General features: G+C 73.2%; 23 protein-coding genes. 4 read left to right on the forward strand and 19 right to left on the reverse strand.

The genetic code is table 11. The annotated features are described in order from the left end of the window. Window positions 1–141: 141 nt before the first annotated feature. Both ACFYYW_RS31180 and ACFYYW_RS31185 read right to left on the reverse strand, forming a co-directional pair. Entirely contained in the window at window positions 142–645 is a 504-nt protein-coding gene (locus ACFYYW_RS31180) for a MarR family transcriptional regulator (protein WP_352364113.1), read from the reverse strand. A gap of 84 nt (window positions 646–729) precedes the next feature. After that, entirely contained in the window at window positions 730–2373 is a 1644-nt protein-coding gene (locus tag ACFYYW_RS31185; protein ID WP_387653897.1) for an FUSC family protein, read from the reverse strand. A gap of 261 nt (window positions 2374–2634) precedes the next feature. Here ACFYYW_RS31185 and ACFYYW_RS31190 point away from each other — a divergent pair, with 261 nt between their 5' ends. Continuing rightward, window positions 2635–3033 carry a DUF3592 domain-containing protein gene (locus ACFYYW_RS31190; RefSeq protein ID WP_352324746.1) on the forward strand — a complete coding sequence of 133 codons (399 nt, stop codon included), beginning with the start codon at window positions 2635–2637 and terminating at the stop codon, window positions 3031–3033. Window positions 3034–3058: 25 nt separating this feature from the next. Here the strand turns inward: ACFYYW_RS31190 and ACFYYW_RS31195 are convergent, their stop codons facing one another. Then, complete coding sequence (locus tag ACFYYW_RS31195; RefSeq protein WP_387653900.1) at window positions 3059–5143, reverse strand: alpha-galactosidase; 2085 nt, start codon at window positions 5141–5143, stop codon at window positions 3059–3061. 279 nt (window positions 5144–5422) lie between these two features. Between ACFYYW_RS31195 and ACFYYW_RS31200 the strand changes: the two genes are divergently transcribed. Together ACFYYW_RS31200 and ACFYYW_RS31205 are read left to right on the forward strand one after the other, a co-directional pair. Continuing rightward, the gene (locus ACFYYW_RS31200) at window positions 5423–5755 is read left to right on the forward strand and encodes an STAS domain-containing protein (protein WP_352324744.1); all 333 of its coding nucleotides are present in this window, start codon (window positions 5423–5425) and stop codon (window positions 5753–5755) included. Between the two features lie 36 nt (window positions 5756–5791). Further along, window positions 5792–7207, forward strand: coding sequence for an RNB domain-containing ribonuclease (locus ACFYYW_RS31205; RefSeq protein WP_387654294.1), 1416 nt, complete (start codon window positions 5792–5794; stop codon window positions 7205–7207). Between the two features lie 147 nt (window positions 7208–7354). Here the strand turns inward: ACFYYW_RS31205 and ACFYYW_RS31210 are convergent, their stop codons facing one another. The 10 genes from ACFYYW_RS31210 to ACFYYW_RS31255 all read right to left on the reverse strand — a co-directional run bounded on the left by ACFYYW_RS31210 (window position 7355) and on the right by ACFYYW_RS31255 (window position 17873). Further along, window positions 7355–7525: a hypothetical protein gene (locus ACFYYW_RS31210; protein WP_352331507.1), complete on the reverse strand. Its 171-nt coding sequence runs from the start codon at window positions 7523–7525 to the stop codon at window positions 7355–7357. 251 nt (window positions 7526–7776) lie between these two features. Continuing rightward, on the reverse strand, window positions 7777–8355 hold the full coding sequence (locus ACFYYW_RS31215; RefSeq protein WP_387653904.1) for a TetR/AcrR family transcriptional regulator: 579 nt from the start codon (window positions 8353–8355) through the stop codon (window positions 7777–7779). Window positions 8356–8484: 129 nt separating this feature from the next. Beyond that, entirely contained in the window at window positions 8485–10134 is a 1650-nt protein-coding gene (locus ACFYYW_RS31220) for an ABC transporter ATP-binding protein (RefSeq protein WP_387653907.1), read from the reverse strand. 578 nt (window positions 10135–10712) lie between these two features. Beyond that, window positions 10713–13439, reverse strand: coding sequence for a DEAD/DEAH box helicase (locus ACFYYW_RS31225; RefSeq protein ID WP_352328569.1), 2727 nt, complete (start codon window positions 13437–13439; stop codon window positions 10713–10715). A 79-nt stretch (window positions 13440–13518) separates the two neighbouring features. Next, complete coding sequence (locus tag ACFYYW_RS31230; RefSeq protein ID WP_387653910.1) at window positions 13519–14403, reverse strand: diacylglycerol/lipid kinase family protein; 885 nt, start codon at window positions 14401–14403, stop codon at window positions 13519–13521. 16 nt (window positions 14404–14419) lie between these two features. Then, the gene (gene tatC / locus ACFYYW_RS31235) at window positions 14420–15325 is read right to left on the reverse strand and encodes a twin-arginine translocase subunit TatC (RefSeq protein ID WP_387653912.1); all 906 of its coding nucleotides are present in this window, start codon (window positions 15323–15325) and stop codon (window positions 14420–14422) included. 35 nt (window positions 15326–15360) lie between these two features. Further along, complete coding sequence (gene tatA, locus ACFYYW_RS31240) at window positions 15361–15717, reverse strand: Sec-independent protein translocase subunit TatA (protein WP_387653915.1); 357 nt, start codon at window positions 15715–15717, stop codon at window positions 15361–15363. A 13-nt stretch (window positions 15718–15730) separates the two neighbouring features. After that, a complete protein-coding gene (locus tag ACFYYW_RS31245) occupies window positions 15731–15949 on the reverse strand; it encodes a hypothetical protein (protein ID WP_387653918.1) in 219 nt (72 codons plus the stop codon). Continuing rightward, complete coding sequence (locus ACFYYW_RS31250) at window positions 15946–16914, reverse strand: helix-turn-helix transcriptional regulator (protein ID WP_387653920.1); 969 nt, start codon at window positions 16912–16914, stop codon at window positions 15946–15948. The genes ACFYYW_RS31245 and ACFYYW_RS31250 overlap by 4 nt, the downstream gene beginning before the upstream one ends. Then, on the reverse strand, window positions 16911–17873 hold the full coding sequence (locus ACFYYW_RS31255) for a WYL domain-containing protein (RefSeq protein WP_352328580.1): 963 nt from the start codon (window positions 17871–17873) through the stop codon (window positions 16911–16913). Before ACFYYW_RS31255 ends, ACFYYW_RS31250 begins: the two co-directional genes overlap by 4 nt. Before the next feature lie 38 nt (window positions 17874–17911). Between ACFYYW_RS31255 and ACFYYW_RS31260 the strand changes: the two genes are divergently transcribed. After that, the gene (locus tag ACFYYW_RS31260; RefSeq protein WP_387653923.1) at window positions 17912–18979 is read left to right on the forward strand and encodes a DUF3866 family protein; all 1068 of its coding nucleotides are present in this window, start codon (window positions 17912–17914) and stop codon (window positions 18977–18979) included. Here ACFYYW_RS31260 and ACFYYW_RS31265 read toward each other — a convergent pair. From ACFYYW_RS31265 to ACFYYW_RS31290, 6 genes are all read right to left on the reverse strand, one after another. Next, window positions 18925–19404 (reverse strand): DUF3291 domain-containing protein, encoded by a 480-nt coding sequence (locus ACFYYW_RS31265; RefSeq protein ID WP_387653926.1) that lies wholly within the window; start codon window positions 19402–19404, stop codon window positions 18925–18927. The two genes, ACFYYW_RS31260 and ACFYYW_RS31265, sit on opposite strands and share 55 nt — an antisense overlap. 33 nt (window positions 19405–19437) lie before the next feature. Beyond that, window positions 19438–20085, reverse strand: coding sequence for a helix-turn-helix domain-containing protein (locus ACFYYW_RS31270; protein WP_364341809.1), 648 nt, complete (start codon window positions 20083–20085; stop codon window positions 19438–19440). Between the two features lie 19 nt (window positions 20086–20104). Further along, window positions 20105–21031, reverse strand: a complete 927-nt coding sequence (locus tag ACFYYW_RS31275; RefSeq protein WP_387653929.1) for an FKBP-type peptidyl-prolyl cis-trans isomerase — start codon at window positions 21029–21031, stop codon at window positions 20105–20107. 94 nt (window positions 21032–21125) lie between these two features. Continuing rightward, window positions 21126–22025: an FKBP-type peptidyl-prolyl cis-trans isomerase gene (locus tag ACFYYW_RS31280; protein WP_387654297.1), complete on the reverse strand. Its 900-nt coding sequence runs from the start codon at window positions 22023–22025 to the stop codon at window positions 21126–21128. 128 nt (window positions 22026–22153) lie between these two features. After that, a complete protein-coding gene (pafA, locus tag ACFYYW_RS31285; protein ID WP_125642647.1) occupies window positions 22154–23512 on the reverse strand; it encodes a Pup--protein ligase in 1359 nt (452 codons plus the stop codon). A gap of 136 nt (window positions 23513–23648) precedes the next feature. Continuing rightward, window positions 23649–24218: a hypothetical protein gene (locus ACFYYW_RS31290; protein WP_387653933.1), complete on the reverse strand. Its 570-nt coding sequence runs from the start codon at window positions 24216–24218 to the stop codon at window positions 23649–23651. Between the last annotated feature and the right edge of the window lie 78 nt (window positions 24219–24296).

The following is a 24296-nucleotide window of genomic DNA, read 5'->3' on the forward strand; positions in this document are numbered from 1 at the left end:
CGCCACCCGAACCTCACGCCCGCGCCGCACGCCCGAACCTCACGCCCGAACCTCACGCCCGAGCCGCACGCCCGGACCGCACGCCCGGACCGCTTTGCCGGGCCGCGCTTCCCGGGGCCGGCGGGCGGAGGCGGCGGGGGCTCAGCCGAGCAGGCCGCCGAGGCGGCCCTCCAGGACGAGCAGCAGTTCGGCCAGCAGGTCGGCGAGCTGGCGTTCGCGGTCGCGGGGAAGCCCCTCCAGCAGCTCGGTCTCGTAGTCGAGCTGCTCGGGCAGCAGGCGCAGGATCAGCTCCCTGCCGCGGCCGGTCAGCGAGAGGTGGGCGACGCGCCGGTCCCGCTCGTCCACCCGCCGGGCGACCAGGCCGATCTCCTCCAGCCGCCGGACCCGCTTGGTCACCGCGGCTCCCGAGGCGAACGTCTCGCGGGCGAGCCTGCCCGGCGTCAGCTCGCCGCCGACCCTGAGCAGGGCGCACAGCAGGTCGTACTCGGGACGGCTGACCCCGGCGCGCCCGAGCGGGGCGTCGGCGGCCTGTTGCAGGAGCGCGGCGCAGCGGTTGAGCCTGCCGATGACGGCGATCGTGTCGAGGTCGGCGTCGGGAAGGACCTGCCGCCACTGCCGCAACGCCTTCGCGACGGCGTCCTCCACGTGCTCGTTCCTCTCATCGTGCCGATCTTCCGGTGGCTCCGATCGTACGCGCCGGCGGCGCCGCCCCGGCCCCGGGCGGGGCGATCAGGCGTACAGGGTGGCGAGTCTGCGGTGGCCGGCGCGCTCGGCGGCGGCGATGCGCTCGTGGGGCAGCGCCGCGGGCCACCACTCGCCCGCGGCGACGTCGGCCGCTTCGCGGACCTCCACCAGCGCCGCGCGGAGCCGGTCACGCTCCCCCGGTTCCGGCGTCCCGGCCAGCATCCGTTCCAGACGTACGAGCCCCGCCCGTACGCGCCGGGCCGCCCGCCGGTCCGGCACCAGCACGCAGGCCAGCAGCCCCGCCGCGGCGCCGAGACACGTGTCCAGCCAGCGATCGGCCACGAGCTCGGCCACCGGCCGCGTCCCGGCGAACTCCCCCATGAGGATGGCCATCGGCGTGACGAAGACGCTTCCCAGCCAGTAGTTGCGCGTGATGGCCGCCTCCGTCGCGAACTGCAACGCCAGGACGGCCACGACGAGCGCCGCCGCGCCCAGCCGGGTCACGGGGGCGACCAAGGTGAACAGCCCGACGCCCAGCAGGTTGCCGACGACGCGCTGGATCGCGCGGCTCCAGGACAGGGTGGCGTTGGCCGCGAACACGGCCGCCGCCGTCACCACCGCCCAGTACGGCCTGCCCACCCCCAGCGCCATCGACCCCCACCCGGCCACAGCGGCCCCGGCGAACACCGTCCCGACGACCCGCCACCGCCTCGCCACCTCCGCCACCACCACCCGCACGCCGCCGGAACCTTCCGCCGACTCCCCCGCGACGCCCGCCGGTTCGGCCCGCTCGCCCGCGGCGGGCGCGACCTCGCGCGGGGACGGCAGCGGACGACCTTTACGCAGATCCCGCGCCCATCCGCCAAGCTCTCCCGCGACGACCCGCCGCACGCCCCCCGAAGCGCCCGGACTGGTCTGCCCGGCGATCCCGGCGATCCCGGCCACCCCGGCCACCCCGGCGGCGGCCGACTCGGCGCGGACCAGCAGCCGGGCCAGCGCGTCGCGGCGCCGGGCGGGGACGCCGGAGCGCAGCAGCGTCTGCCAAGCGGCGTTGACCGCCGCCGCAGCGGCATGGCGGGCCCGGTGGTCCGCGGCGGCCTCGCGCCCCTCGCGGAGGGCGCCGGGGCCGGGGGCCGTGCGCAGGAGGTGGGCGGTGGATTCGAGGGCGCGGGCGACGGCGACGCGTTCGGGGCCGTCGGGGCGGAGGAGGCCCGGGGCCATGCCGACCGTCCAGGCGAGGAGCCCGCCGAGCAGCCCGAGGCCGACGTGGGCGGGCACGTCGCCCAGTTCCTGCGGTACGAACACCGCGCCGGCCGCGACGAACGTGAGCACGACGTTCCCCGGCGGCCCGATCCGGGTGGCGTCGCAGACCGCCTTGTGCAGCCCGGCCAGCAGGGCGGCCACCGCCACCCGGACGGCGACCGAGCCGGTGAGGGCCGAGGCGGCCAGCGCGACCGCCGTGCCGGCCGTCATGCCCAGCACCACCCAGGCCAGCGCCCTGCCACGGGCCGCGTACGGCAGGCCGTGACCGTACAGGGCGCACATCGAGCCGGCGGCGGCGTAGGGCACGAGGTCGAGCCGTCCGGCCCACAGGAGGGCCAGCAGCGGAACGGCGAGGGCGACGACGGCGCTCAGGGCGGGTTTGTGCCAGATGTCGCCGACAGGCCCCAGACGCAGCGCCGCACGCACGGGCAGCCGCGCACGCCACCCCGCCGACGCCACAGGGGACGGCGAGAGGCGGGACGACCGGGATCGGGCTCGGGGTCTGCGGGCGCTGGACATCCCCAAAAGGTTACCAGGTGTTTTACCCGTGAAATAAACCAGGTCGGCGACGGGATCTTGCAACCGGCGATCAAGCGGCGGTCAAGCCGTCCCGGCTAGAAACTCCTTCGAGAACAGACGGGACGAGCCGCCCGGACGCCGGGCGGAGGACAGAACTGGGGAAGCACAGTGACCACGGGAATCTTGCTGGCTGTGGCGATCACCGCCGGGACGACGCTGATCACGGCCGCGGTCGGCGTGCCGTTCCTGATCATGGCGAGGAACGGCCGGCGGCTCCTGGCGACCGGGATTCCCGCGCAGGCCGTGGTGGAGTCGATGGCCGACACCCACATGTCCGTCAACGACCAGCCCGTCGTCAGCTTCGGGCTGGTGGTCCAGCCGCACGAGGGCCCCGCCTACCGGGTCGCCCACCGCCAGACGCTGCCGCGCATACCCATGGGCCTGGTGGTCCCGGGCGCGGTGCTGCCCGTGAAGGTGGACCCGGCCCGCCCGGACCGGGTGCGCATCGACTGGGCGGCCTGGCGCCCCTCCCCCGCCGACGCCCCCTGGCGCCCGGCCGCCCACTGACCGCCGGGGCACGGCGAGCGCTCGGCTAGCTGGGCCGCCCCACCCGTTCGACCTCGAAGACCAGCGCCGAGGCCGGGCGCAGCGCGGGCCCCGGCAACCCGAGCTCGGCCAGCGCCGCCCCCGGCAGCCGCGCCGGCGCGAACACCCACTGCGGCAACCCCGCGCCCTCCGGCAGCGGCCCTGCGGCGCGCACCTCGTACAGCGCGGCCGGGTCGAGCCCCGGCAGCCGCAACGGATCGGGGCTGACGGTGACGCGGCTGGCGAGCTGGACGCAGGCGAACACGGCCCGTTCGGGCAGCACGACCCCGTGTACCAGCGTCGAGGGGTCGGGATGGTCGGCCCGCACGACCCGGCCCGCGTGCAGCACCGGCCGCAGCCGCTTGTGCAGCGCGATCCAGACGCCCAGCTCCTCCAGTTCCTGCGGGGTCGCCGAGGTCAGGTCCCACTCCACGCCCATGTGGCCGAACATCGCGGTCGCCGCCCGGAAGGCGAGCGGCAGCGCGCGGCCGGTGATGTGGTCGTGGGGCGCGCCCACGTGGCAGCCCATGCGGTCCGGCGGCACCAGCAGCCCGGTCCAGCGCTGGATGGCCTGCCTGTCGAGGGCGTCGTTGCTGTCGGAGGCCCACACGCGGTCGGTGCGGGCCAGGACGCCGTAGTCGATGCGGGCGCCGCCCGACGAGCACGACTCGATCTCCAGCCGGGGGTGGCGGCGGCGCAGCTCGTCGATCAGCCGGTAGGCCGCGGCCGTCTGGGCGTGCACGCCGGGTGTCCCGTCGTGGACGGGCTCGGCCAGGTCGCGGTTGTGGTCCCACTTGATGTAGTCCAGCGCGTACTCGCGGGTCAGCGTGTCCAGGCGGTCGAGGAGGTAGTCGTAGACCTCGGGCCGGGCCAGGTCGAGCACCTGCTGGTTGCGCCAGAGCGCGGGCGGACGGGCGGCGCGGGCGAGGATCCAGTCGGGGTGGGCGCGGGCCAGGTCGGAGTCGGGGTTGACCATCTCGGGCTCGAACCACAGGCCGAACTGCAGGCCCAGCCCGCGTACGTGCTCGGCCAGCGGGTGCAGGCCGCCGGGCCACACGTCCTCGTCGACGTACCAGTCGCCGAGCCCGGCGCGGTCGTGGCGGCGGTGGCGGAACCAGCCGTCGTCGAGCACGAACCGTTCGACGCCGGCGGCGGCCGCCTTGTCGGCCAGCTCGCGCAGCCGGTCGAGGCCGTGGTCGAAGTAGGTGGCCTCCCAGTTGTTCAGGGTGACCGGGCGCACCGGGAGGGGACGGGCGGCCCGCAGGTGGTCGTGCAGACGGCCGGCGGCCTCGTCCAGGCCGCTGCCGGACCAGGTGAAGTAGACCCACGGGGTGCTGTAGGCGCCGTCCTGGGCGAGGGTGATCTCGCCGGGTTCGAGCAGTTCGCCGGCGGCCAGCACGGCCTGGCCCTCGACGAGCCGTTCGGCGTAGTGGACGTGGCCGCCGCTCCAGCCGGCGTGCACGGCCCACACCTCGCCGGACCGGAAACCGAAACCGGGCGTGCCGGCGACGAGCAGGCCGGTCGCGTCGTGCCCGGTACGGCCGCGCCGGCTCTCCCGCGACCACACCCCCTGCCCGAACTCCCTGCGCTGCGGCACCTTCTCCAGCGCCCACCGTCCGGTGAAGTCCAGCAGCTCCCCGGCCCTGGCGGGCAGCGGCAGCGCGCACGTCAACCCCTGCAGCCGGTACGGCGAGGCGGCGGTGTTGGTCACCGTGTGCCGCATCATGACGACGCCGGAGGCGTCCATCACCAGCTCGCTGAGCAGCCGCAACCCCGCCTCGGCGTCCACGGCGGCGACGGCGACGCGGCCGCCCGCGCCCGGCTCGGCCGCCGTCTCGACGCTCTCGGCGCTCCAGCGCACCGGCCAGTGCTCACCAGCCCGGTCACCGGACAGGCCCGGCCGGCCGAACCAGGACTCGTCCTGGCCGGGCAGCAGCGCCAGCGCGGGGGTCAGCGACAGCAGGGCGGGCGCCAGGTCGGCGCCGGTGACCGCGCCGAGGTCGGCGCCGTAGTGCCGCACCCGCGGCAGCCCGGCGCCGGAGTCGTCGAGCACCAGGGCCGAGCCGGCGGCGGAAAGGATGACGGGGGGCACGTCACGCTCCTCGAAGTCGGTGGATCACGTGGAACGAGACGTTACCGGGCAGTACACCCCCGCCCGCAACGCCCGCAACACCCGTGGGGCCGGTCGCGGCGGGCTCCTCGCACGGAGGGGGCCTGCTCCGCGAGCCCGGACAGGAGGGCATGTACACTCCTCTTCGGAAACAGACCGTAGCGCTGCGTGACGATCGTCCCATCCGGCGCCTTCGGCCAGGGGCGGGTCCCCGTAGTCAGCACCACTTTCCTCCGCCCGGACCAACAGCGGGGAGCCGACATGGATTCTCTTCACCTGACCACCAGCCGCCACGACACGACCGTGACCGTCTCCCTGAGCGGCGAGCTCGACATCGCCACCACCGAGGCCGTCCGCGGCCACCTGCTCGGCGTGCTGGAGGAGGCCGGGCGCGCGCGGCGGCCGGACATGTCGGTGGTGATCGAGGTGGGCGGCCTGTCCTTCATCGACGCGGCCGGGCTCGGCATCCTGGTCTCCCTGCACAACCAGGCCGCCCGCGGGCACACCAGCCTGCGGCTGGCCAACGTCCCGCCCAACATGAAGCGGCTGCTGCGCATCACCGGCCTCGACGCCCATTTGACGCCCCAGTCGTGACGGTACGCCCGCCTTGAGTAGGTTGAGGGCGTGTCGATGATTCAGGTTCCTGGCCCGATCCCCGCCAGGCTGGAGGACGGGTTCGACCGCGTCCTGCGCGAGCAGCGGCTGCCCGCCGGCTTCCCCCAGGACGTGCTCGACGAGGCCGACTGGGTGGCGCAGGTGCCCAGGCTTGACGCCAAAGACCTGACCGACGTGCCGTTCGTGACCATCGACCCGCCGGGCTCGATGGACCTCGACCAGGCCCTGCACCTGGAACGGCTGCGCGACGGCTACCGCGTCTGGTACGCCATCGCCGACGTCGGGGCCTTCGTCCGGCCGGGCGGGCAGATCGACGCCGAGGCCCGTACCAGGGGTGAGACGGTGTACCTGCCGGTGGGCAGGGTGCCGCTGCATCCCAAGGTGCTCTCGGAGGGCGCGGCGAGCCTGCTGCCGGGCGCGATCCGTCCGGCCGCGGTCTGGCGCGTCGACCTCGACGCCGAGGGCCGGATCGTCGGCGCCGACGTGCAGCGCGCCCGGGTGCGCAGCCGCGAGCGGCTCGACTACGCCTACGTGCAGGCGGCCGTGGACACCGGCACCGCCGACGGCACCCTGAGCCTGCTGGCCGAGATCGGCGGGCTGCGGCTGGGGCTGGAGCGGGCGCGCGGCGGCGTCACCCTGCCCACGCCCGAGCAGGAGGTCGTCCGGGACGCCGACGGCGGCTACCGGCTGGAGTTCCGCGTGCCGCTGCCCGCCGAGGCGTGGAACGCCCAGATCTCGCTGCTCACCGGCATGGCCGCCGCCTCGATGATGCTGGACGCCGAGGTCGGCATCCTGCGCGTGCTGCCCGCGCCGCAGCCGGACGACCTGGCCAAGGTGCGCAGGGTCGCGCAGGCGCTCGGCGTGCCGTGGCCCGAGGGCGCCGGTTACGGGGAGGTCGTGCACGACCTCGACCCGAAGAACCCGCAGCAGGCGGCGTTCCTGCAGGAGTCGAAGGTGCTGCTGCGCGGCGCCGGGTACGCGGCCTTCGACGGCGCGCCGCCCAAGCTGGCCGAGCACGCGGCGGTGGCGGCGCCGTACGCGCACGTCACGGCGCCGCTGCGGCGCCTGGTGGACCGGTACGCGACCGAGGTGTGCCTGGCCGTCGCGGCGGGCGAGCCGGTGCCCTCCGAGATACGGGCCGCGCTGCCGCTGCTGCCCGACATCATGTCGGCGACCGGCCGCCGCGCCGGGGCGGTCGACCGGGCCTGCGTGGATCTGGTGGAGGCGTTCCTGTTGCGGGAGCGGATCGGCCAGTCGTTCGAGGCGATGGTGATCGACGTGGACGAGCGCCGCGGCGGCGGTCAGGTGCAGCTCGTCGAGCCGGCCGTGATCGCCCGCTGCGACGGCGTCCTGCCGCTGGGCGAGCGGGTCACCGTCCGCCTGACGCAGGCCGACCCGGCCACCCGCGAGGTCCGCTTCACCCTGGCCTGAAGCCCGCCGCGCCCCTGGCCTGAAGCCCGCCGCGAGGCCGCCCTTCGCGGGCACGGCGAGTCGCCGCGCCCCCGGGCGACCGCGGGCACGGCGAGGGCCGCGCGCCGGACGTTCTCGCGCGCGGCCCGGGGGGGGGCGGACCTGCCCTCACCGCTTGAGCGGCGACCATCCCGCGCCGACCCCCAGCAGGTGGAGGGCGACGCACAGCAGCCCGGCCGTGGTGAGCGTGCCCGCGGTGAGCACGTTGCCGACGGCGGTGCCGGCGATGTCGAAGATCAGGGCGAGCAGGAAGAACAGGGCGGCGATGAGAGCGAACACGGGTTACCTCCCGAGCTGACCGGACCCCGGCCCGATGGGCCTGAAGGGGATCCCTTTCCTACGTCTTGGGGATGTCCGCCGGATTCGGCGGAGAAACTGCCCCGAGGGTGACGATGTGTAGCCATATGACGACACCCTCTTGACCGGCCGGTCAGTCGGCCCAGCCCGTCCCGCCGCACGTCGCGTCCGTCAGCACCTCCCGCCGCACCTCACGGCGGCGTCAGCACGTCCCACTGCACCTCACTTCGGCGTCAGTCGGCGCCGGCGCGCATGCCGTCGCACATCACCGCGGCCGGCCGCCCGGCCGCGCCCCTGCCCCGCGCGTGGCGTTCGGCGGCCACCGCGCCGCGCAGCAGGTCGCGGACGTCGTCGGCGGACAGGTCGCGGCGCACGGCCCCGGCGCGCTGCGCGCGGGCCAGCAGCCGCCCGATCGCGTCGGCGAGGTCGGCCTCCAGCGCCGGGCCGGGCCGCAGCGCCGGCTCCGCGCCGCCGTCCAGCAGGTCGCACAGCGCCTGGTGGGCCGCGGCCTGCTCGGCGACCCGGCAGAACCAGCCGAAGAAGGCCCGCCCGGCGTCCTCGGCGGTGGCCAGCGCGCGGGCGTCGGCCACGAAACGTTCGGCCCGGCCCAGCAGCACGGCCTCCAGCAGCGCCTCCTCGGTGGGGAAGTGCCGGTGAACGGTGCCGACCCCGAACCCGGCGCGGCGGGCGATCTCGTCGAGGGAGATGGTCAGCCCGTCGGCGGTCAGCGCCTCCTGCGCGATCTGCAGGACCCGCTCGCGGTTGCGGCGGGCGTCGGCGCGTAACGGCCGGGCGGAGCTGTGGTCGCCCATGGGGAACCTGCCTTCGGCAAGCGGAGGGAGGGCTCCGATTCTACCGGGCGGTAGCCCGGCGTGGCGCGGCCGCCCGCCCTGGCCGGAGCCAGGAGGGGCGGCCGCAGGCGGACCTGTGGCACCCGCCGCTCAGGGCGGCGCCGCCAGCGGCGGCCGGAGGCCGAACGAGCCGACGCGCTTGAGCCTGATGCGCTCCTCGCGGGGCACCGGCTCCAGCTCCACGGTTCGCGCGCCCTCCGGCACGTGACGCAGGTCGTGGGTGATGAGGATGGTCGTGCGCCCGGCCATCAGCCGCCGCAGCGGCTTCATGACCTGGGCGACGGTGGCGTCGTCCAGCCCGGTCATCGGCTCGTCGAGCACCAGGACGGGCGCGTCGCGCAGGATGGCCCTGGCGATCCCGATCCGCTGCCGCTGGCCGCCGGACAGCAGCCGGCCCCGCTGCCCGACCGGGGTGTCGTACCCCTGGGGCAGCAGCTTGACGAAGTCGTGCACGCCCGCCGCCTCGGCCGCCCTGATCACCTCGCCGAGCGAGGCGTCCGGCCGGCCGTAGGCGATGTTGTCGCGTACGGACCCCGAGAACAGCAGCGTCTCCTGGTGCAGGATCGCCACGTTGGCACGCAGCGACTCCCGCGTCAGGCCCCTGATGTCGCGGCCGTCGAGCAGGATGCGGCCGCGTTCCGGGTCGTAGAAGCGCAGCAGCAGCTTGGCCACCGTCGACTTGCCGCTCCCGCTGGGCCCGGTGCAGACGACGAGCTCGCCGGGCCCGGCGGTGAACGACACATCGCGCACGGCGGGCCGGGTGCGTCCCGGATAGGTGAAGCCGACGCCGTCGAACTCCACCCGTCCCTCGGCCCGGCCGGGCAGCGCCACCGCCCCCTCGGGGTCGGTGACGAGGGGCCGGACGCGCAGGACCTCGATCACCCGGTCGGATCCCGCCGCCGCCTCCGACACCGTCAGCGCGAGCTCCCCCAGGCTCTGCACGGCCGGGTAGAGCATCGCCAGGTAGGCGGCGAAGGCGAGCAGGCCGCCCAGGGTGAGCCGTCCGGAGACGATCTCCCAGGCGCCGAACCCGATGATGACGATCAGGCAGACCGTCTCGATGACCTGGACGACGGGCTGGTAGAGCCCCGACAGCCAGGCCTGGGACAGGTTGGCGCGCAGCCAGCGGCGGCCCTCGCCGTGCAGGCGCCCGGACTCGGCCGCCTGCCGGTTGTAGGCCTGGACGAGCGCCTGGTTGGCCAGGCCCTCCTCCAGCACGCTGTTCATGGCGCCGTTGCTGAGCCGCTCGCGCGCCGCCGCCGTCCTGAACCTGGCCGCGAACAGCTTCGAGACGACCAGGAACGCCGGGATCAGCGCCATCGTGACGAGGGCGAGGTCCCAGCGGATGAGGAAGGCGGCGCCGGCGAAGAACACCACGCTGGCCGCGGTGGTGAACAGTTTGACCAGGCCGGAGCCGACCAGTTCCTCGATGGCCTGGATGTCGTCGGTCAGCCGGGCCATGAGGTCGCCGAGCCGCCGGTTCTCCGAGAAGTCCGGCGACAGGGTCTGGATGTGCGCGAACACGCGGTCGCGCAGGGCGAGCAGGAAACGTTCCGCGCCGTAGGCCGTGGCGTACGTCCCGACGAAGGACGTCAGCCCGGCGAGGGCGGCGAGCCCGAGCCAGGTGAAGGCGGGCGCCCAGAAGGCGTCCAGATCGCGTGTGGCGAGCACGTCGTCCGTGATGTGCCCGAACAGGCGGATCGCGGCGACCTCGCAGAGTGCTGCGAGGACGGCGAACACCACGCCACACGCGAAGAACCGGCGCAGACCTTTGGTGTCCGGCCAGAACTCGCGAAAGGTTCGACGGATGGAAACGGCGGGAGCGAGTTCACGGCCGGAGAGCGTAAGGGAGAGCCGGCGGCTGGGCCGCCGGCTCTCACGGGGTTGCTCTACCACCCCCAGCCCCACCACCTGCGGTAGTTGCAGCAGCGACGGCGGTACCACCGACGACGGCGGCAGCGCCAGGACTCCTGGAAGCCGGGCTGGGTCAGCTGGTTGTTAGCCATCTCTTCCTCCCCCGTATGGCTGTTCCATTCGACAAATGGGACGATACCCACGAATTCGCCGCAAATCACCCGAACTTCGGCCGTTAAAGGGAGAATTGACCGGTGAATCCCGGCCACAAAGGCAGTTCTGCCGGCCACTTAAATGCGCCGTAAATCGCCAAATCCGCTTATGGCGGTCACGAAACGCTCAAAGATGCTCCTCAGAACTGGTTCTCACCTCATCGGAAAACCCGAAGGGCGGGCGGATCCGGCCGGATCCGCCCGCCCTTCGCGCGCATTCCCGCGGCTCAGGCGAGCCCCCAAGGCGAGCCCTCAGGTGAGCGACGAGTACGCCACGACGCCGCGCCGCATGGCGTCCATCGCCTTGCCCGCGGTCTGCTTGATCTTGCTGCCCTCGGGGGCCGCGTTCCCGAGCTGGCCGAGCAGGTCCATCAGCTGCTTGATCCAGCGCACGAAGTCGCCGGCCGCCAGCTCGTTGCCGGCCACGCCCTCCAGCAGCACCGCGTCGAGGCTGTGGCCCTTGGCCCAGCGGAACGCCGCCCAGGCGAACCCCAGATCGGGCTCGCGGATGGTGGACAGCCCGTGGTCGGACTCGATGCCCTCCAGCTCGCCCCACAGCCGGATCATGGACGACAGCGCGTCCTGGGCCCGCCCGGCCGGGATCTTGGGACGGCGCGCGTCGTCGGACTGCCGGGACTCGAACACCAGCGCCGACACGCACGCGGCCAGCTCGGCCGGTTCGAGCTCCTCCCACAGGCCGCCGCGCAGGCACTCGGCGGTCAGCAGGTCGAGCTCGGTGTAGAGGCGGCCCAGGCGGCGGCCCTCGTCGGTGACGGCCTCACCGTCGAGGTAGCCCAGCTGCTCCAGCACCGAGCAGATGCGGTCGAAGGTGCGGGAGATGACGTGGGAGCGGCCCTCGACGCGGCGGCGCAGCCCCTCGGTCTCGCGCTGCAGCTTGTAGTAGCGCTCGGCCCAGCGGGCGTGGTCCTCCCGCTCGTCGCAGCCGTGGCAGGGGTGCTGGCGGATGCGCCGGCGCAGCTCGATGACCTCGTCGTCGTCGATCGAGTGGTCGCGCGCCCTGGCCGGCTTGCCGAGGTCGCGGTCGCCGATCTTGGCCAGCAGGGTGGAGACGAGGTTGGCGCGTTCCTTCGGCGAGCGGCCGTTGAAGTTCTTCGGGATGCGCAGCTTCTCCAGCGGCTCGACCGGCACCGGGAAGTCGGCCGGGTCGAGCTTCTTGACCTGCTTGCCGATCGTCAGCACCAGCGGGCTCGGGCCGTGGCCGCGCGGGTTGCGCCCCGGGTCGAGCACGATCGCCAGGCCCGCCCGGCGCCCGCCCGGCACCCGGATCACGTCGCCGGGCTGCAGCGCCTCCAGCGAGCGCACCGCCGCCGCGCGCCGGGCCGCGCCGCGCTGCTTGGACAGCTCGGCCTCGCGATCGGACAGACGCCGGCGCAGCGCGGCGTATTCCGGGAAGTCGCCCAGGTGGCACGTCATGGCCTCCTGGTAACCCTCCAGGGCCTCCTCGTGCTTGCGCAGCTGCTTGGCCAGGCCCACGACCGCCCGGTCGGCCTGGAACTGCGCGAAGGACTCCTCCAGCAGCGTGCGGGCGCGCTCGCGGCCGAACTGGCCCACCAAATTGACGGCCATGTTGTAGGACGGCTGGAAGCTGGAGCGCAGCGGGTAGGTGCGGGTGCCGGCCAGCCCGGCCACCGACAGCGGGTCCATGCCCGGCTGCCACAGCACCACCGCGTGCCCCTCGACGTCGATGCCGCGCCGCCCGGCCCGCCCGGTGAGCTGGGTGTACTCGCCCGGGGTGAGGTCGGCGTGGGTCTCGCCGTTCCACTTGTCGAGCTTCTCGATCACCACGCTGCGCGCGGGCATGTTGATGCCGAGCGCCAGCGTCTCGGTGGCGAAGACGGCCTTGACCAGGCCGCGGGTGAACAGCTCCTCGACGACCTCCTTGAAGGCCGGCAGCATGCCCGCGTGGTGGGCGGCCAGGCCGCGCTCCAGGCAGTCGCGCCACTCCAGGTAGCCCAGCACGGCCAGGTCTTCGTCGGGCAGGTGGGCGGTGCGCTCGTCGACGAGCTGCCTGATCTCGTGGCGCTCGCGGTCGGTGGTCAGCCGGATGCCGGCGTAGAGGCACTGCTGCACCGCCGCCTGGCAGCCGGCCCGCGAGAAGATGAAGGTGATCGCCGGGAGCAGCCCCTCGGAGTCGAGCTTCTCGATCACCTGGACGCGGTCGGGCGGACGCGAGCGGTGGACCTTGCCGTAGCCGCCGCGCCCGCGCCGCCCGGCCATCAGCCGCTCGGCGTCGCGCGTCACCCGCATCAGCGCGGGGTTGATGCGCGGCGTCAGGTCGTCGGTCATGAACATGTCGTAGACGCGGTTGCCGACCATCATGTGCTGCCACAGCGGCACCGGCCGGTGCTCGTCGACGATGACCGTGGTGTCGCCGCGCACCTCGCCCAGCCACTCGCCGAACTCCTCGGCGTTGCTGACCGTGGCCGACAGCGCCACCAGGCGCACCGACTCCGGCAGGTGGATGATGACCTCTTCCCACACCGCGCCGCGGAAGCGGTCGGCGAGGTAGTGGACCTCGTCCATGACGGCGAAGCCCAGCCCGGCCAGCGTGGCCGAGCCGGCGTAGAGCATGTTGCGCAGCACCTCGGTGGTCATGACCACGATCGGGGCCTCGCCGTTGACGCTGTTGTCGCCCGTCAGCAGGCCGACCTTGGCCGTGCCGTAGCGCTTGACCAGGTCGTTGTACTTCTGGTTGGACAGCGCCTTGATGGGGGTGGTGTAGAAGCACTTGCGGCCCTGCTCCAGGGCCAGGTGCACGGCGAACTCGCCGACGACCGTCTTGCCCGACCCGGTGGGCGCGGCCACCAGGACGCCGTCGCCCGCCTCCAGGGCCCGGCAGGCGTCGAGCTGGAAGTCGTCGAGCTCGAAGTCGTAGAGACCGCGGAACGATCTCAGCGCCCCTCCGTCGTCCCCGTGCTTCTGACGGAAGGCCGCGTAGCGTTCCGCTGGCGTTGTCATACCCGTCAGCCTACCGAAATCGCCATTCCGGTCCGTCCCGGCGGACTCGGCCCGCGGCGAACAGCCCTCACGTCGCGGCTCAGGTGAGCACGCGGAGCGCGCCGGGCTGGATCTCGCAGCTGACCGGCACCGGCCCCACGCGCTCGCCGTCGGCGTAGGCCACCACGTCGGCCGCCTCCAGCGTGACCCGGCGGGCCCGCCGCACCGACACCGCCGGGTGCCCCACGTGGGTGCCCCGGTAGACGCCCGGGAAGACGCGCAGGAACTCTCCCTTGGACACCGCGCCGACCATCATCACGTCGAGCAGGCCGTCGTCGGGCGAGGCGTCGGGGCACACGCGCATGCCGGCCCCGTAGGAGCGGGTGTTGGCCACGGCGACCATCATGGCCTCCTGCTCGACCACCTCGCCGTCGTCGAGCGTGACCCGGAACGGGATGGGCCGGAAGGCGCGCAGCTCCTCGGCCACCGCCACCAGGTAGCGGCCCTTGCCGGGCGGCCAGGTGCGCCGGTTGGCGCGTTCGTTGACGCGCGAGTCGAAGCCGCAGCACAGCACCCCGGCGAACAGCTCCTCCGACTCCCCCGCCCGCACGCGGGCCGCGTCGACCGGCCGGGCCCGCATCCGCAGCACGGTCCTGGCCGCGGCCAGCGGCTCGCGCGCCAGCCCCAGGGCGGCGGCGAAGTCGTTGCCGGTGCCGGCCGGGATGATGCCGAGCGGCACGTCGGTGCCCGCCACGGCCTGGACGGCCAGGTGCACCAGCCCGTCGCCGCCGAAGGCGACCAGCGCGTCGGGGCGCTCGGCGACGGCGGTGCAGGCACGTTCGAGGGCGTCGGCGGCGTCCGTGCCGACGATCACCGACAGCTCGGCGCCGCCGGCCCGCAACCGGCGGGCGACGGGTTCGAGCAGTCGCAGGGTGCGCCCGCCGCGTGCGGCGGGGTTGACGAGCAGGGCGATTTGGGGGGCCACGCCCGGAACCTATCGCCTATCGGGCGCCGTCGGAATCCTCGGTGTCGGACGCAGGGTGGGACGCGGTGTCGGACGCGATGTCGGACGGGGTGTCGGCCAGCGGCGAGGCCTCGTCGTCGGACAGGTGCGAGAAGTCCTCGCCCGCGGGCCTGCGGCGCTCCCGCACGTACATGAAGAGCTCGGCGAGGAAGTACAGGATGATCATCGGCGCGGCCAGCGCCATCATGGTGAGCGGGTCGCCACCGGGGGTGATGACCGCCCCGAAGACGAACATCGCGAAGATCACCGTACGCCGGTGCTTCTTGACGGCCGCGTGGGACAGGACGCCGATGACGTTGAGGAAGACCAGCAGCAACGGCAGCTCGAACGACACGCCGAAGATCAACAACATGATCAGGACGTAGTCGAGGTACTCGTCGATCGAGATCGTCGCGACGGTGTCCTCGAGCGAGAAGCTCAGCAGGATGCCGAGGCTGGTGTCCATGATGACGTAGGCCAGGCCCGCGCCGAACACGAACAGCGGGACGGCCAGGCCGAGGAACGCGATGGAGTAGCGCTTCTCGTTGCGGTAGAGGGCCGGGGTGACGAAGGCCCAGATCTGGTAGAGCCAGACCGGTGAGGCCACCACGACGCCCACCATCGCCGAGACCTTCAGGGTGATGAAGAAGGACTGGAAGATGCCGTTGTAGACCAGGCTGCAGTGACCGTTGAGCTGGCGCGACTGCACCGTCTCGCAGTAGGGCGCGCGCAGCGCCTCCCACACCGGGTCGAACAGCATCCAGCCGACGACGATGCCCACGACCACCGCGAGAACCGAGATGAGCAGCCTGTTGCGCAACTCGCGCAGGTGCTCCATGAGCGGCATCCGGCCCTCGGGGTCGGGGGCCGATCCGGACTCTCTCGACCGTTTGAGCAGCGCCATTCGCACGTCCAGGGGTGAAGGAGGAGGAAGGGGGGTCAGCCTTGCTTGTCGGCCTGGGCGGCGCTGGCGCGCAGGCGGGCGGCCTGCTCCTCGAGCTGGCGGGCCTGCTCCTCGGCCGAGAGCGCCGGGGCGGCGGCGGGGGCCGGGGCGGGAGCGGGGGTGATCGGCTGCGGTGCGGGCTGCTGGGCCGGAGCCGGAGCCGGGGCCTGCTGCGCCTGGACCGTGGTGTGGGGCGTGTCGTCGTCGTCATCGCGGAGCTTGGCGGTCTCCGACTTGAAGATGCGCAGCGACCTGCCGACGCCCCTGGCCACGTCGGGCAGCTTCTTGGCACCGAACAGCAGGACGAGCACGCCTGCGATGATCAGGAGCTCGGGAACTCCAAGGTTCGACATGAAACGTCCTTTATCAGCGAGTGCCGGTCTTCAGCCCCGATGGTACGCCCCCAGGGGCCGTGGTCTCATCCTTCCGGGGCGTCAATCTGGGCTGCCCCCGCTCCAGACGCGCCTTCGCCGCGGCGACCTCCCTCGTCAGGGTGCGTGCCGCGGCGGCGGCCCGGGCGCCCGCGACGCCGAGCACGGCCAGCCCGGCCAGGACCAGCCCGGCGGCCAAGAAGATCCACGTCATGGGTGCTGAGCGTACAGGGCCAGGGCCCGCTCGGCCTCCTCGCGCACGGTCTCGGCCATCGCGGGCGGGAAGAGCACCCGGCCGGTGTCGCCGAGCCGCAGCGCCAGCTTGACGATCCAGTCCTCGTCACGCGCCCGCAACGAGATCTTCAGCCGTCCTTCACCGAGCTCGGTGACCTCCTCGCACGGGTAGTACTCGGCCACCCACCGCCCGGCGGCGCTGACCTCCAGCTCGACCAGCTCGTCGGTCGGCGAGGGACGGAAGACGCCGCGGGTGACGTCGATGGGCTCGGCCTCGGCCGGCGGGTCGGCCGGCACGTCGAGCACGTCGACGCCGAGCACCCGGTCGAGCCGGAACAGCCGCATCGCCTCGGCCCGGTAGCACCAGCCCTCCAGGTAGGTGCGGCCGTCGGCGACCACGACCCGGGTCGGGTCGACCTCACGCGGGGTGACCTCGTCGCGCCCCGGCACGTAGTAGCGCAGCGACAGCCGGCGCCGGGCGGTGAGCCCCTCGCGCACCCGGCCGAGCGCGTCGGGGGCGGCCTCGACGTCGAAGGCGACCTGGCTGCTGACGGTGGCCGCGCCCTCGCCCGCGGCGCGCTCCAGCTTGGCCACCACGCGCGGCAGCGCGTCGCCGGCGGCCACGTCGGCCAGCTCGGGCGTGGCGGCCAGCATGCGCAGCGCGACCAGCAGCGCGCTGGCCTCGTCGATGCCGAGCCGCAGCGGCCGGGCGATGGTGTCGGCGTTGTCGATGATGATCTCGCCGCCGTCCCAGGAGACGTCGATGAGGTCGCCGGGGGTGTGGCCGGGCAGGCCGCACATCCACACCAGCTGCAGGTCGTCGATGAGCTGCTTCTCGCTCAGCCCGAACACCTCGGCGACCTCGCCGACCTGGGCCCCCGGGTGGGACATCAGGTACGGCACCAGCGCCAGCAGCCTGGGCAGCCGGTCAGCCGAACCGCTCATGCCAGGGCTCCCTTCAGACGGCGGATGACGGCCTCGCGGGCGTCGGGCGGCCCGACCACCTCGACGTCGGCGCCGAGGCTGGCCATCCAGCCCGCGAGGCGTTCGGGGTCGGCGAAGGCCAGCTCGGCCTCGTCCCAGCCGTCGGCGCGCGGGTGCACGGCCCTGGCGAGCTGGCGCAGGCCCTCGCAGGTGCCCCGGCGCACCCGGATGACGGCGACGCGCTCGTCCACGGGCTCCTCGGGGAAGCCGACCATGGCCCGCAGGTCGACCCCGTGGGGCACCTCGACGGCGCCGGGGCGGCCGAGGGCGGTGACCGGCCCGGCGATACGGCTGAGGCGGAAGGCGCGCGGCGCGGCGCGGTCGCGGTCGAACCCGGCCAGGTACCAGCGCCCGCGCCGGCTCACCACGCCCCACGGCTCGACGGTGCGGGCGCGCACGGTCTCGCTGCCGGAGGCGCGGTAGTCGAAGCGCACCACGCGGCGGTCGCGCACGGCGTCCCACAGGGCGGGGAAGGCCGGGTCACGGGTGTCGACGCGCAGCTCCAGGGCGCCGCCGCCGATCGGGCCGCCGACCGGCTCGTCGGTGGCCACGCCGGCGGCGCGCAGCTTCAGCAGCGCCCCCGAGGCGGCCTCGGCCAGGCTGGCCCGCTGCCACACCTGCGCCGCCAGGCCCAGCACGGCGGCCTCGTCGGGCTCCAGGGTGATCTCCGGCAGCTCGTAGGACTGCGGGTCGATGCGGTAGCCCGGCTCGTCCTCCCACGGGTCGCGTACGACGTCGATGGGGATGCCGATCTCGCGCAGCTCGTTCTTGTCGCGTTCGAACATGCGCTGGAACGCCTCGTCGCCGTCGCGGTCGTAGCCGGGAACCGCCTGGCGGATCTGCTCGGCCGACAGCGGGCGACGGGTGGCGAGCAGGCAGATCACCAGATTCAGCAACCGCTCGGTCTTACGGCGCGACATCTGCCTCACTCCTCCTTCATCGACGCTACCCTGCCCCCGTGATCAGATGGCGCAAGGGCGAGGTTGTCCGGATCCGACGCGAGTGGCCGGGAGCGGTGGAGCTGGATGTCGCCGTCCCCGAAGGTGAGTGCCGGGCACTGGCCTACCCCCCGTTGGTGGGCCGCCCGGAACCCGGTGACGAGGTACTGCTCAACACGACCGCACTCGCGATGGGTCTCGGTACGGGAGGTTACGCCATGGTGGTGGCCGTCCCGAACCGTTTGCCGCAAGATCCGGTCGGACCAGGGCACCTGGTGAAGGCACGCTACACGCCGCTGCAGGCCACGGTGCTGGGCGCCGACGAGCAGGATTCGCCGTTCCACGACGTCCTGAGCGAGGCCGACGACCTGGCCGGGATGCCGGTGATCGTGGCCGACCTGCACTCCGCGCTGGCCCCGATCCTGTCCGGCCTGTACGACGGCGCCCCCGGCCTGCGGGTGGCGTACGTGATGCAGGACGGCGGCGCGCTGCCCGCCTGGTTCTCGATGTCGGCGGCCCGGCTGCGCGAGACCGGCTGGCTGGCCGGGGTGGTGACGACGGGTCAGGCGTTCGGCGGCGACGTCGAGACGGTCACCGTCCACACGGGGCTGCTGGCGGCCAGGCACGTGCTGCGGGCCGACGTGGCGATCGTCACGCAGGGCCCCGGCAACCTGGGCACGGGCACCCGCTGGGGCTTCTCGGGCGTGGCGGCGGGCGAGGCGGTCAACGCCGCCGGGGTGCTGGGCGGCCGTCCGGTGGCGGCGCTGCGGGTCAGCGAGGGCGACGCACGCGAGCGGCACGTCGGCGTCTCCCACCACTCGCTGACCGCCTACGGCCGGGTCGCGCTGTCGCCGGCCGACGTGGCGGTGCCGCAGCTGCCCGGCGCGTTCGGCGAGCGGGTGCGCGAGCAGGCCGGGCCGCTGGCGGCCCGGCACCGGCTGGTGCCGGTGCCGGTGGACGGCCTGCACGAGGCGCTGCGCGCCGCGCCCGTGAAGCTGTCCACCATGGGCAGGGGCCTGGAGGAGGACCTGCCCTACTTCCTGACCTCGGCGGCGGCGGGCAGGCTGGCGGCCTCGCTGCTGTCGTAGGAGTCCTTGTACGTGAACGCCTCGGGGCTCGGCCCCTGGGTCCTGAGGCGTTCCAGCCGCCGCATGCCCTCGGCCAGCGAGGGGATGTGCCCCTCGGGCACCCACCACATCACCATGTAGGGCTCGGCCACGCGCAGGAACCACTCCCTGCGCCGGCGCAGCACGCCCAGGTGCACGCTGCGGTAGGTGAAGTCCCACAGGGTCTGCAGCGACTCCCAGACCGAGAAGTTGATCAGCAGGTGGTCGCCGTAGTCGTGCGTGACGGTGGCGGTGGGGTCGCTCTCGCTCTCCTTCATCCGCCACACGAAGCCGGGGGCCTCGTCGGCGACGGCGTTGACGGGTTCGAGCAGGGCGACGAACTCGGCGAGTTCGGGGGCGTCGATGGGCGCGCGCAGGTGCGCGACGTTGAGCTGGGCCAGATGCATGGGGCTCAGCACATCACTCTCACGGCTTCTATGTCAATCTTCATTTGTTTTAGAAAGCGAGACGCAGCACTCCCCCGGCCGCGGATCCAGCCGCGCCCTGCCCGGGTCCTCCCCCATGCCCTCCAGCAGCCCCTGGCACAGCGCCAGGTTCATCGAGCACACCAGCAGCGGCTGCTCCTGGGACAGCAGGTGGAAGGGGCAGTTGCGCAGCCGCAGCGCGCCGCCCTCGTCGTAGGGCTCGTAGCCGCGCTCGCGCAGCACCCGGTCGACGGGCTCGCCGCCGCGTCCCCTGCCGATGCGCGCGCCCGCCCGGCGGGCCGCCTGCTCGGCCTGCTCCTCGGCGCCGAGCAGCTCCACCACGTCGGCCAGCACCGCGGCGGGCGTCGCGTAGTCGCGCGGGGGCAGGCTGACCGTGCGCTCGCCCTTGGCCCTGCGGTAGACCTTGGCCGGGCGGCCGCTGCCCGGGCCCTTCCTGTCCTGGGGGCGAAAGCCGCTCTCCAGCAGCCCGGCCTCGACGAGCTTGTCGAGGTGGTGGCCGGCCAGCGTCCTGGACACGCCGGCCGCCTCGGCCGCCTCGCCCCTGCCGACGTCGCCGCCGCCGGCCGTCACGGCCTCGTACAGGCTGCGGCGCACGGGGTCGTGCAGCAGGCCGAGCGCCTGCAGGTCGTCGTCACTGCTCACAGCCGGAGTCTACGGAGCCTCAGTAGGCGGCCAGGACGTCCACGACGAACACGAGGGTGTCGGAGCCCTTGATCCCGTACGCGGGATGGCCCGGCGCGCCGTAGCCGTAGGCGGGCGGGACGATCATCAGCACCCGGCTGCCGACCGGCACCCCGTCCAGCGCCTTGTCCCACGCCTTGATCACGGTGCCGTCGCCGATCCGGAACGCCTTCGGCAGGCCGGTCGACCAGGTGGCGTCGAAGACCTCGCGCCGGGCCCAGATCGCGCCCTCGTACTGGGTGACCAGGAGCCGGCCGGCCCGCACCGGGCTGCCGCTCCCCCGCCGCAGGACCTTGGCCGTGAAGGCGCGCGGCGGCGCGGCGTCCGGGATCGTCACCTTCGGCCGCTCGCCGCCGGTCACGCGGACGCCGGCCAGCGACCCGCCGGCCGCCTCGACCGAGGCGCCCTTGCGGTGGGCGCCCAGGATGTCCACGACGTAGACCAGGTCGTCGGCCGGGCCGAGGCCACGCGGCGGGGCTGCGCCGAAGCCCTGGTCGGGCGGGACGGCCGCGAGCACCCTGCTGCCCACCGTACGGCCGCGCAGCGCCCTGCCGAGCCCCGGCAGCAGCGAGCCCACCGGGAAGGCCGCCGGGGCGCCCCGGTTGAAGCTGGAGTCGACCAGGCGGTTGTCACGGCCGTCCCAGACGTGCGCGGTGTACTGGACGACCGCGACGTCGTCGTCGCTCAGCCGGTCGCCGCCGCCCGTGGTCAGCTCGGCGACCTGGAGATCGGCGGCGGGCCGGCCGGCGGGGAAGACGATCGTGGGCCGGGCGCCGAACGCGCCGCCCACCTTCAGGTCGAGTTTCCGCTCCGCCTCGGGTGCGGGGCCGCCGGCCGTCGGGCCCGTGCAGGCGGCGGCCAGCAGAAGCAGCAGCGCCAGCGACGGCACGATCGTACGGCGGCGCATCTGCCCTCCCACGACGAAGCGGCCCGGCGGCGAGAGGCCACCGGGCCACGAGATGCTACCGCCTCGTCGGACGGCCCGTCAGGAGATCACCCGGTCAGGAGGCCGCCAGCACGTCGACCACGAACACCAGCGTGCTCTTGGCGGGGATCTTGTCCTGGGCCTGGTCGCCGTAGCCGAGGTCCGGCGGGATGCTCATCACGACCCGGCTGCCGACCGGCACCCCGGCCAGGCCCTTCTGCCAGCCCTGGATCACGTTCGCGAGCGGGAACTCGGCCGGCTCGCCGCGCTCCCAGCTGGAGTCGAACTGGCTGTCGGTGCCCCAGATCTTGCCCGTGTAGTGGACCGTCAGCGTCTGGGTGGGCTGCACCTTGGCGCCGGTGCCCTCGATGAGGGTCTTGACCACCAGCTCCTTGGACGGCTTCTCGTCGGTCTTGGTGGTCAGCGTCGGGGCCTTCTCCCCGCCCGGGTTGTCCACCTTGACGCCCTTGAGGGTCTGGCCGGTCTCCTTGCCCGTGGCCGCCTTCAGCGCGGGCGGCCGGGCGCCGACCACGTCGAGCACGAACACCTTCGTCGGCTCGGCGCCGGCCGTGGCCTGGCCCGCCGGAGCCGAGTCGTTGGCCAGCACGGCCAGCAGCCGGCCGCCGTGCTTGACCTTCGTGAAGCCGTCGCGCAGCACCTGCGGCAGCTGCTCGTTGACGGGGACCGTCTCGGGCTGCTTGGTGTCGTAGGAGGAGCCCTGGATCGCGTTGCCCTTGCCGTCCCAGTTGTAGACGGTCAGGTTGACGATCAGCTTGTCGCCGGTCTTGACCTCGGGGCCGGTGCCCGGCTGGATCACCTGGTAGGAGGACTTCGTCGCCGGCGAGCCGGCGGGGAAGGTCACCGTGGGCTTGACGCCCACGTTCCCGGTGACGGTGAGCCCGGCCGAGCCGGTGCTGGTGGCGGCGCCTCCGTTCGCCCCGGCGTCGGTGTCGCCGCACGCTGCGGCGAAGAACATCAAAGGCACGGCTGCCAGTACGGCCAGAGCGCGGCGCATGGATTTCCCTCGGAAAAGACGTCAGATTCGCGTCACCCTACCCGACATCGAGGTAGGGCCGAGGTAAACACCACACCCCGGCCGTTGCCTCACATGCCGGCGATGAGCTTGTCGACGCGCTCGTCCACGCTGCGGAAGGGGTCCTTGCACAGCACCGTGCGCTGGGCCTGGTCGTTCAGCTTCAGGTGAACCCAGTCGACGGTGAAGTCGCGCCGCTTCTCCTGCGCCTTGCGGATGAACTCGCCGCGCAGGCGCGCCCTGGTGGTCTGCGGCGGCACCGACTTGGCCTCGAAAATCTTCAGGTCGGAGGCCACCCGCTCGACCGAGCCGCGCTTCTGCAGCAGGTAGAACAGGCCGCGCTTGCGGTGGACGTCGTGGTAGGCCAGGTCGAGCTGGGCCACCCTGGGCGAGGACAGCGGCAGGTCGTACTTCTTGCGGTAGCGCTCGATCAGCTGGTATTTGGTCACCCAGTCGATCTCGCGCGAGACCAGGTCGAGGTCGCCGGTCTCGACCGCGCGCAGCGTGCGCTCCCACAGCTCCAGCACCCGGCGGGTGATGGCGTCGCCGCCGCGCCGGTCGACGAAGTCCTGGGCCTTGGACAGGTACTCCTGCTGGATCTCCAGGCTGGAGGCCTCCCGGCCGTTGGCCAGGCGCACCCGGCGGCGGCCGGTCATGTCGTGGGAGACCTCGCGGATGGCCCTGATCGGGTTCTCCAGGGACAGGTCGCGCATCACCGTGCCGGCCTCGATCATGCGCAGCACCAGGTCGGTCGCGCCGACCTTGAGCAGCATCGTGGTCTCGCTCATGTTCGAGTCGCCGACGATCACGTGCAGGCGGCGGAAGCGCTCGGCGTCGGCGTGCGGCTCGTCGCGGGTGTTGATGATCGGCCGGGACCGGGTGGTGGCGCTGGAGACGCCCTCCCAGATGTGCTCGGCCCGCTGCGAGACGCAGTAGACGGCGCCGCGCGGCGTCTGGAGCACCTTGCCCGCCCCGCACACGATCTGCCGGGTCACCAGGAACGGGATCAGCACGTCGGCCAGGCGGCCGAACTCGCCGTGCCGGCCCACCAGGTAGTTCTCGTGGCAGCCGTAGGAGTTGCCGGCCGAGTCGGTGTTGTTCTTGAACAGGTAGATGTCACCCGCGATGCCCTCTTCGCGCAGGCGTTTCTCGGCGTCGACGAGAAGGCCTTCAAGGATGCGCTCGCCCGCCTTGTCGTGGGTGACGAGTTCGATGACGTTGTCACACTCGGGTGTTGCGTACTCAGGATGGCTGCCCACGTCGAGGTAGAGACGTGCGCCGTTGCGGAGGAAGACGTTGCTCGATCGGCCCCAGGACACGACCCGCCGGAACAGGTAGCGCGCGACCTCGTCGGGGGACAGCCTGCGCTGTCCCCTGAACGTGCAGGTCACGCCGTACTCGTTCTCCAGCCCGAAGATGCGACGATCCATCACCTCACACTATGCCCACGGATCGGCGATCGGGAGAGATCTTCACAGGTGTTTTCCGGCGGACGTCCCATTTGCCAGATTTGCTGGGTGGGTTTTACCAGGTCCGCGCCCGCCCCCGCGAAGCGCGGAGCCGGGATCACGGGGTGTAGATCTCCTGCACCTTGACGATCTTGCCCTTGTGCACCGTGATGAGCGACGGCTGCCGCTGCTTGTCGTGCCGCTTGACCAGGACGGACGTGGGGCAGCGCTTGGCGCCCAGGCCGGTGTTGCGGTCGACGGTCATGGCCGCCATCGTCGGCTTGCAGCCGTAGGCCGACAGGAAGACGACGTCCTTGGCGATCGGGGAGGCGTAGGCCGTCACGTCGCCCTCGGGCGGGCCGACGAAGTAGCCCTCGGTGGTCTTGGACCGCTTCCACTTGATGGGCTCGTACTCGGCGACGCCGTCGCGCACGTCGGTGATCCAGCCGCGCAGGATGCCGCTGCGGCGGGAGGAGATGCCCTTGGTGAAGTCGTGGCCGGGGTCGGCCTGGAAGCTCGTGCCGAAGATCGCGGGCTTCTTGTACGCCGGGTAGGCCGTGGCCGTCTTACCGGTCGTGGCGGCGCCCGCGGTGGCCGTCGTGGTGGCCGCGTGGGCGGCGACGCCGGAGGCCAGCAGCGCGGCGGCGGCGGTGCCGCCGGCGAGGAGGGTGCGCATCGTTGTGTTCACGCTTGCTGAGATCCCACCTCGCGCCCCGCGGTTCACCGCCATGCGGGTGATACAGGTCACACAGCGCGGGCCCCTGTG

This window comes from Nonomuraea sp. NPDC001831 (assembly GCF_042892035.1).
Lineage (GTDB): Bacteria > Actinomycetota > Actinomycetes > Streptosporangiales > Streptosporangiaceae > Nonomuraea.